The sequence below is a fragment of the Actinomadura sp. genome, assembly GCF_044508335.1.
Taxonomy (GTDB): domain Bacteria; phylum Actinomycetota; class Actinomycetes; order Streptosporangiales; family Streptosporangiaceae; genus Spirillospora.
The window spans coordinates 1-7,646 of the sequence record NZ_JBIQHY010000192.1; the positions used below are offsets into that span (position 1 = coordinate 1).

Genomic DNA, 7,646 nt, shown 5'->3' on the forward strand with positions numbered 1-7,646 from the left:
GCAGCCTCCATCGCCTGCTTCACCGCGGCGCGCTTCTCGCGGAGCTTGGCGAGGGCCTCTTCGAGGATGGCTTCGCCGTCCTCGTCGCTGCGGCGCTCCTTCACGTAGGCGAGGTGCGTCTTGTAGGGCTCGGTCTTGGGGGGCGCCGGGGGGTTGTCGGCGTCCTGGCCGGCCGGGAACCCGCAGCGCGGGCAGTCCCACGTCTCGGGGACGGCGACGTCCGTTGCGAAGCTGGGGCGGGTCTCGTGCCGGTTGGCGCAGTAGAAGGTCACCCAGACGCGGGGGGCGGCGTCACCGCGCTCCGCCTCTCCCATCGGACCGGCCCCGACACGGCTGCCCCGAATCGCGTTGCCACTACCCACGGAATACTCCTCGCTCGGTGTTCCGCCGCCGTCCGTGACCTCCTGGGACGGCGCGGTGATCGCATGTGCCTGACGGGTGGCTCAGCTGACGCCCTTGTGCTTGAACAGCAGTCCGAGCACGATGATCGAGGCGAACCAGATCACCCCGACCCCGACGGTCAGCCGGTCGAGGTTCCGCTCGACCACGGACGATCCGCCCAGGGACGACGACACACCGCCGCCGAACATGTCCGACAGTCCGCCGCCCTTGCCCTTGTGCATGAGGACGAGGACCACCATCAGCAGGCTCGTGATGATGAGCACGATGGACGTTGCGATGATCACGATTCTTCAGCGCCTTGTCTGTAGGTCGGGTCGGAGGGTCGGCCGGGCGGGTTTACCCGTCAGCTACGAAGGGTACGACGAACTACTCGCTGGTTCGGCAAGAACCCCCAGTTCACACAGAATTGATCAGTTTTGATCAGACGGGGAGATCCCGGTACCGGCAGATCTTGACGAACTCTCCCGGGTCCAGGCTGGCGCCGCCGATGAGCGCGCCGTCCACGTCCTCCTGTGCCATGAGCTTGGCGACGTTGCCGCTCTTGACCGAACCGCCGTACAGGATACGCACTTCGTCGGCCAGTCCGCCGTCGTACAGCTCGGCGAGCCGCGTGCGGATGGCGGCGCAGACCTCCTGCGCGTCCTCCGGGGTGGCGACCTCGCCGGTGCCGATGGCCCAGACGGGCTCGTAGGCGATCACGGTGCGCCGCACCTGGTCGGCGGGGATCTTCTCCAGGCCGCCGTCGAGCTGGGTGAGGCAGTGCCGGACGTGCCCGCCGGCCTTGCGGACCTCCAGGCCCTCGCCGATGCACAGGATCGGGGTGATGTCGGCGGCGAGCGCGGCCTTGGCCTTGGCGTTGACGATCGCGTCGTCCTCGGCGTGGTACTGGCGGCGCTCGGAGTGCCCGACGATGGCGTAGTCGCAGCCGAGCTTGGCGAGCATCGACGCCGAGACCTCGCCCGTGTAGGCGCCGGAGGAGTGCTGGGAGACGTCCTGCGCGCCGTACTGGATGGCCAGCTTGTCGGCGTCGACGAGCGTCTGCACGGAGCGGATCGCGGTGAACGGCGGCATCACGGCGATGTCCACGGCGTCGAAGTCGGGCTCCTTGAGCGCGAACGCCATCTTCTGGACGAGCGCGATCGCCTCAAGGTGGTTGTTGTTCATCTTCCAGTTGCCGGCCATGAGCGGCTTGCGGGAAGCGGGGGCGGGGGCCATCGGTCAGTCCTCCAGGGCCTGCAGGCCGGGCAGCGTCTTGCCTTCGAGGTATTCGAGGCTGGCGCCGCCGCCGGTCGAGATGTGGGAGAAGGCGGCCTCGTCGAAGCCGAGTTGCCGGACGGCTGCGGCGGAGTCGCCGCCGCCGACCACGGTGAACGCGCCGGAGTCGATGAGGCCCTGCGCGACGGCGCGGGTGCCGTGCGAGTACGGCTCCATCTCGAACACGCCCATGGGGCCGTTCCAGAACACCGTGCGGGCGTCGGCGAGGCGCGAGGCGAACAGCTTGCCGGACTCGGGGCCGATGTCGAGGCCGAGCCGGTCGGACGGGATCGCGTCGGCGGCGACGACGCCGTGGTCGGCGTCGGCCGCGAACGCGGTGGCCGCGACGATGTCGACGGGCAGGACGAACTCGACCCCCGCCTCCTCGGCGCGGCGCAGGTAGCCGCGGACGGTGTCGAGCTGGTCCTCTTCGAGGAGGCTCTTGCCGACCTCGTGGCCCTGGGCCTTGAGGAAGGTGAAGACCATGCCGCCGCCGATCAGGATGCGGTCGGCCTTGCCGAGCAGGCTGTCGATCACGCCGAGCTTGTCGGACACCTTCGAGCCGCCGAGCGCGACCGCGTAGGGGCGTTCGACGTCCTCGGTGAGCTTCTTCAGCACCGCGACCTCGGCGGCGATCAGCCCGCCGGCGGCGTGCGGGAGCCGCTGCGGCACGTCGTACACCGACGCGTGCTTGCGGTGCACGGCGCCGAACCCGTCGCCGACGTAGACCTCGGCGAGGGCGGCCAGCCTGTCGGCGAGCGCGCCCCGCTCGGCGTCGTCCTTGCTGGTCTCGCCGGGCTCGAAGCGCAGGTTCTCCAGCAGCGCGACGCCGCCGTCCGCGAGGCCCTCGGCGGCGGCGCGGGCGGAGTCGCCGACGACGTCGGACGCGAACGCCACGTCCGTGCCGAGCAGCTCGCCGAGCCGTCCGGCGACCGGGGCCAGCGAGAACTCGGGCTTGACCTGGCCCTTGGGGCGGCCGAGGTGGGCGCAGACGATGACCTTGGCGCCCTTGGCCCGCAGCGCCTGGATCGTGGGGAGGCTGGCCCGGATCCGCCCGTCGTCGGTGATGGCGCCGTCCTGCAGCGGGACGTTGAGGTCGGCGCGGACGAGCACCCGCCGTCCGGCGACGTCGAGATCGTCAATGGTGCGCATCGGGATGCGATGTCCTTCCGTACACGGCCGCGCCGTGACCGCGCGCCTCATGCGCGGCCACGGCGGCATCGGTTCAGGTCAGAGCTGCGACCCGACGAGCTTGACGAGGTCGACGAGGCGGTTGGAGTAGCCCCACTCGTTGTCGTACCAGCCGATGACCTTCACCTGGTTGCCGATGGCGAGGGTCAGCCCGGAGTCGAAGATGCAGGACGACGGGTCGGTGACGATGTCGCTGGAGACGATCGGGTCCTCGGTGTAGCTGAGGTAGCCCTTCAGCGGGCCGCTCTCGGCGGCGGCCTTGAACGCCTCGTTGACCTCCTCGGTGGTGACCTCGCGGGACAGCGTGGCGGTGAGGTCGGTGGCCGAGCCGGTCGGCACCGGCACGCGCAGCGCGTAGCCGGTCAGCTTGCCGTTCAGCTCCGGCAGGACGAGGCCGATGGCCTTGGCGGCGCCGGAGGACGTCGGCACGACGTTCACCGCGGCGGCGCGGGCGCGGCGCAGGTCCTTGTGCGGCGCGTCCTGCAGGTTCTGGTCCTGCGTGTAGGCGTGGACCGTCATCATCAGGCCGTGTTCGATGCCGAAGGCGTCGTTCAGCACCTTCACCAGGGGGGCCAGGCAGTTGGTCGTGCAGGACGCGTTCGAGATCACCGTGTGCGCGGCCGGGTCGTACTTGTCGTCGTTCACGCCGAGCACGAGGGTGACGTCCTCGTTCTTGGCCGGCGCGGAGATGATCACCTTCTTGGCGCCGTTGTCGGCGTGCACCTTGGCCTTGGTGGCGTCGGTGAAGAAGCCGGTGGACTCCACGACGATGTCGGCCCCGACATCGCTCCACTTCAGGTTGGCCGGGTCGCGCTCGGCGAACGCCTTGATCGACTTGCCGCCCACCACGATCTCGTCGGCCGTGGCGCGCACGTCCTCGGGGAAGCGGCCGAGGATGCTGTCGTACTTGAGCAACTGGGCGAGCGTGGCGTTGTCGGTCAGGTCGTTGACCGCCACGATCTCGATGTCGGCCCCGCTCGCCTTCACAGCGCGGTAGAAGTTGCGGCCGATCCTGCCGAAACCGTTGATGCCTACTCGGATGGTCACGGAACGGCTCTCCCTCACGTCTTATCGCCCGGTGCGGAACCGGACTGTCAACTAAGTGGATCCGGGGTTCTCCCCCGCCCTCGACCCTATCCAATGACTCACGAGTAGCCCGACAGCGGCCGTGTGGGTTTTCACGGGTGATCCGGTCGTCCCCCGCCTGGGGGATTGCGCCGCTCCCACCCCTGCTGACGGCATTCGTCGATCATCACTACACTCGCCCTCCATGTGGCGCGGGTGGTCTGTCCTGGTGATCGGCGTGCTGCTCGCGTGCCTGCCCGCGCCCGCGGCGGCGGACCCGGTGGAGCGTGCCAAGCCGGTGAGCCGCGTCGACCGCATCGCCGCCGAGCTCCGCCGCGACCCCGTCTATGTGACCGATCACGCACCCCGGGCGCTGCCGGCGGACGCGGCCGACCGGATCAGGAAGGCGGTCGCGCGGCTCGGCGTGCCCGCCTACGTCGCGGTGACGCCGACCATGCTCGTCGACCGGTACAGCTCCGAGGACCTCGTCCCGCTGCTGCACGACAGCCTCGGCCGTCCGGGCGTCTACATCGTGGCCGACCCGGGGAGCGCGCTGTTCTCCGCCGTCCAGTACGGGAACGCGACGCTTCCGGTGAAGGACGCGATGTTCGCCGCGACCTCGGAGTTGCCGATCGACGCGGGCGCGGTCGCGGCGATCGAGCGGTTCGTGGAGATCATCCTGTCCGGGCACGCCGCGGAGCGGCGCGAGAACGCGGGACCGCGGCCGAAGTCCAAGGTCCGCATCGAGCTGGAGGCCCGCGACCGGTCGGAGCGCGAGGCGAGCCGGAAGGAGTGGACCGCGTTCGCCGCCGGCACCGCGCTGAGCGCCGTCGCGGTCCTCCTCCTGGCGCTGTGGCTGCGGAGGAGATCGGCGACCCGCGCCGCGCGCGCCAGAGCCGCGCGGCTGGAGCTGGCACGGACCAAGAACGCACGGGCCAGGAAGCGGGTGAAGCGCCGGTGAACGCCATCGCCCGGATCCTGGTGACCGCTCTCGCCGTGACCGCGCCGCTGCTCGCGGCGGCTCCGGCGGCGGGGAGCGAGCCGGTCCCCGTCCCCTCCTACGCGCAGCACCGGCTGGACCGCGTCGCGGCGGCGCTCGCCGAGGACCCGCTCTTCGTCGACCCGGACATGGCGTCGGCGCTGGACGAGACCGGGCGCGCCCGCGTCCGCGCGGCGATGGAGTCGACCGCGCGCGCGACCGGCGCCCCCGTCTACGTGATCGTGATCCCCAACAAGAGCGAGTCGGAGAGCCAGGGCCGGGACGACGTGTTCCTGCACTGGATCCATGACCGGCTCGGCCGCGACGGCCTCTACCTGATGGTCAGCTCGTCCGCCTGGTTCGAGGCCAAGGCGTTCGGCGTGCCGCGCCGGCTGTGGTCCATCGACGACGACCGCGGGGAGCGTCCCGCCGACCCCGAGAACCGGTTCGCGGACCTGGCCGACCGGCTCGTCACCCGCCTCCAGATCATCGGGGACGCGCCGTCCGAGCCCCCGGAGACGCCCCGTCTCTACTCCTCGCCCGACCCGTTCGGCTACGAGCACACGCTGCGCCCGGTCGAACCCGAGACCAGGGCGCCCTTCCTCACCGGCCTGCTGCTCGCCGGCCCGTTCGCCGGGGCGACCCTGTACGGCGCCGGCCTGGGCGTCGCCGCGTACCGGCGCAGGCGCCGCACGCCCCGCACCGAAGCCGTCGAGCCCCAGCCCGGCGCGCCCGCCGAGCCGTCCGTGAAGTGGCTGCGCCGCACGGGCGGCAGGGAGCTCGACCGGCTGCGGGACGCGCTGGCCGGCAGCGAGGGCAACCCGGGCCGCGAGTACGCGGTGTCCGCCTACGACGTCGCGCAGATCCTCTACGACGACTCCGGTGACGACCCGGACCGGGCGCTGGACCTCGCCGGCGTGGTCGTGGTGGCGCGGCTCGGCCGGACGGCGCTCGCCGGCAAGACCGCGAGGCCGGCCTCGCCGTGCTTCGTCAACCCGCTGCACGGCGAGTCCGCGCAGCGCCGCCGGATGACGTCCGGGAAACGCCCCGTCTGCGCCGCCTGCGCCAATCGCCCCATGGCGGAGCTGGACCGGCGGACGCTGAAGGTCCCGGGCCCGGACGGGCCGCGACCGCACCACGCCGTCCCCGGGGTCTGGCAGGACACCGCGTTCGGCGGCGACCACCTGATCCCGCGCCTCCAGGAGTACCTCGGTGTCGAGTGAACCGTCCCCCGGCGAGCGGCTGGCCGCGGCGCTGCGGCGCTCCCCCGTCTACGTCGACCCGTCGGTGGCGTCCGCGCTGCCGCGCGCGGAGCGCCAACGGCTGATCGCCAAGTTCCGCAAGCTCCCCGTCCCCGTGTTCGTGATCCTCGTCCCGCTCGTGAAGGGCGGGACCTGGAGCGACGACGACCAGCTGGTGACGGTCGTCCACGCGAAGCTGAAGCGGGACGGCGTCTACATCACGTTCAGCGACATCGGGGACGACCTGCGGGCGAAGGAGTTCGGCGGCGACCATCAGGCGCGCGAGGCCGCCTGGGCGGTGTCCTTCGACCGCTCCTACCGGGACGCGCCGGTCTCGGCCCGCCTCGACCGGATCGCCGACCTCATGCTCTCCGGCAACGCCGAGAAGGAGTACGACCGCCTTTCAGCAGAGATCGACAAGCGCGCCGCGGAACGCCGCCCGGAACAGCGATCGAAAGACGAGAGCTCCCTTCTCCCCGGCGCACTGGGCGCGGCGGGCGCCGCCGCCGCCGGCGTCGCGGCCCTCCTCCTCTGGCGGCACCGCCGCTCGACGGCCGTCCACCGCGAGGGCAGCGCCCTCCTCCTGCCCCGCACGGTCTTCTCCACGGCCAGGCGAGCCAGCGAGGACCAGCTCCGCGAGCAGGCAGGGCACGAGGTCGTCGCGTTCGGCGAGCTCCTCGACGAAACCGACGTCCCCTCCGGCGAGCGGACGGACGCCCTCCTGACCACGGCGCTGGACGCCTACCAGGCGGCGGGCAAGACGCTGGACGCGGCACGGGGCGTCCCCGACCTGGCCGGCGTCCTGGTCCTGCTCGACCGGGGCCGCGACGCCCTGGCCTCGGCCCAGTCGGTGGCGCGGGGCGGCCCGGAGATCCCGCACAGCCCGCTGTGCTTCTTCAACCCCCTGCACGGCGACGCGGCCTCGAAGATCGAATGGCGCCCGATCGGCTCCCGCCGCCGCCTCCGCGTGCACGCCTGCCGCGACTGCACCCGCGCCGCCCGCGCGAAGGAGACCCCCGACATCCTCATGGACCGCCGCGACGGCAGAGACGTCCCCTACTTCGAAGCAGACCCGACCCGAAGCGTCTGGGCGGAAACCGGCTACGGCCAACTGCGAGAAGACCTAGTACACCGAATCCTAAGAGGCGACCTGAACCGCAGCTGACAACACACCCGAACCGCACCGCCGCACAACCCCAACGCGTGAGAATCGCCTATGTCACTGATGCTTCCATGGGTGTCAAGCGCTGGCGGGTAGAGCGTTGTGCGCTGCGTTTGTGCTGGTGAGGGCTTTGAAGAGTTCGCGGGCGTTTTGAGGCAGCGGATGATCTCTTTTTCGGACTTGCCCTGGGTGGTGCGGCGGGTGATGTAGGCGCAGGTCCGGGGACATGAGTCCATGCTGGACAGCGCGATGGTGTTCCAGCGGAGTTGCCTCCTGGACCAACACGCCTCTTGGACGAGCACAATTCACACCCTCTTGGACCAGACCTGAGCCGTGGCCACCGACCGAAGCG

8 protein-coding genes are annotated in these 7,646 nt (G+C 71.1%); 3 read left to right on the forward strand and 5 right to left on the reverse strand.

The genetic code is table 11. The features are described 5' to 3' along the window. The 5 genes from ACIWVC_RS33595 to gap all read right to left on the reverse strand — a co-directional run. Positions 1–362, reverse strand: a 362-nt coding sequence (locus ACIWVC_RS33595) for an RNA polymerase-binding protein RbpA (RefSeq protein WP_396452863.1), incomplete at its 3' end; no start/stop codon positions are given. 81 nt (positions 363–443) lie between these two features. Further along, positions 444–686 (reverse strand): preprotein translocase subunit SecG, encoded by a 243-nt coding sequence (secG, locus tag ACIWVC_RS33600; protein ID WP_396452861.1) that lies wholly within the window; start codon positions 684–686, stop codon positions 444–446. Between the two features lie 136 nt (positions 687–822). Further along, positions 823–1,617: a triose-phosphate isomerase gene (gene tpiA, locus ACIWVC_RS33605; protein WP_396455086.1), complete on the reverse strand. Its 795-nt coding sequence runs from the start codon at positions 1,615–1,617 to the stop codon at positions 823–825. Positions 1,618–1,620: 3 nt separating this feature from the next. Next, positions 1,621–2,808: a phosphoglycerate kinase gene (locus ACIWVC_RS33610; protein ID WP_396452857.1), complete on the reverse strand. Its 1,188-nt coding sequence runs from the start codon at positions 2,806–2,808 to the stop codon at positions 1,621–1,623. Positions 2,809–2,886: 78 nt separating this feature from the next. After that, positions 2,887–3,894 (reverse strand): type I glyceraldehyde-3-phosphate dehydrogenase, encoded by a 1,008-nt coding sequence (gene gap, locus ACIWVC_RS33615; RefSeq protein ID WP_396452856.1) that lies wholly within the window; start codon positions 3,892–3,894, stop codon positions 2,887–2,889. A 223-nt stretch (positions 3,895–4,117) separates the two neighbouring features. On the opposite strand from gap, the gene ACIWVC_RS33620 reads away from it, so the two are divergent. Genes ACIWVC_RS33620 through ACIWVC_RS33630 form a run of 3 tightly spaced genes read left to right on the forward strand, consistent with a single transcriptional unit; the run spans position 4,118 to position 7,297 of the window. Next, positions 4,118–4,873 carry a hypothetical protein gene (locus ACIWVC_RS33620; RefSeq protein WP_396452854.1) on the forward strand — a complete coding sequence of 252 codons (756 nt, stop codon included), beginning with the start codon at positions 4,118–4,120 and terminating at the stop codon, positions 4,871–4,873. After that, positions 4,870–6,114, forward strand: coding sequence for a hypothetical protein (locus tag ACIWVC_RS33625; RefSeq protein WP_396455087.1), 1,245 nt, complete (start codon positions 4,870–4,872; stop codon positions 6,112–6,114). Before ACIWVC_RS33620 ends, ACIWVC_RS33625 begins: the two co-directional genes overlap by 4 nt. Next, positions 6,104–7,297 carry a hypothetical protein gene (locus ACIWVC_RS33630; RefSeq protein WP_396455088.1) on the forward strand — a complete coding sequence of 398 codons (1,194 nt, stop codon included), beginning with the start codon at positions 6,104–6,106 and terminating at the stop codon, positions 7,295–7,297. The genes ACIWVC_RS33625 and ACIWVC_RS33630 overlap by 11 nt, the downstream gene beginning before the upstream one ends. Positions 7,298–7,646 lie beyond the last annotated feature (349 nt).

Coding starts and splice junctions, on each gene's coding strand:
- tpiA (WP_396455086.1), bottom strand. CDS start 1,617: ATGGCCCCCGCCCCCGCTTCCCGCAAGCCGCTCATGGCCGGCAACTGG.
- ACIWVC_RS33610 (WP_396452857.1), bottom strand. CDS start 2,808: ATGCGCACCATTGACGATCTCGACGTCGCCGGACGGCGGGTGCTCGTC.
- ACIWVC_RS33620 (WP_396452854.1), top strand. CDS start 4,118: ATGTGGCGCGGGTGGTCTGTCCTGGTGATCGGCGTGCTGCTCGCGTGC.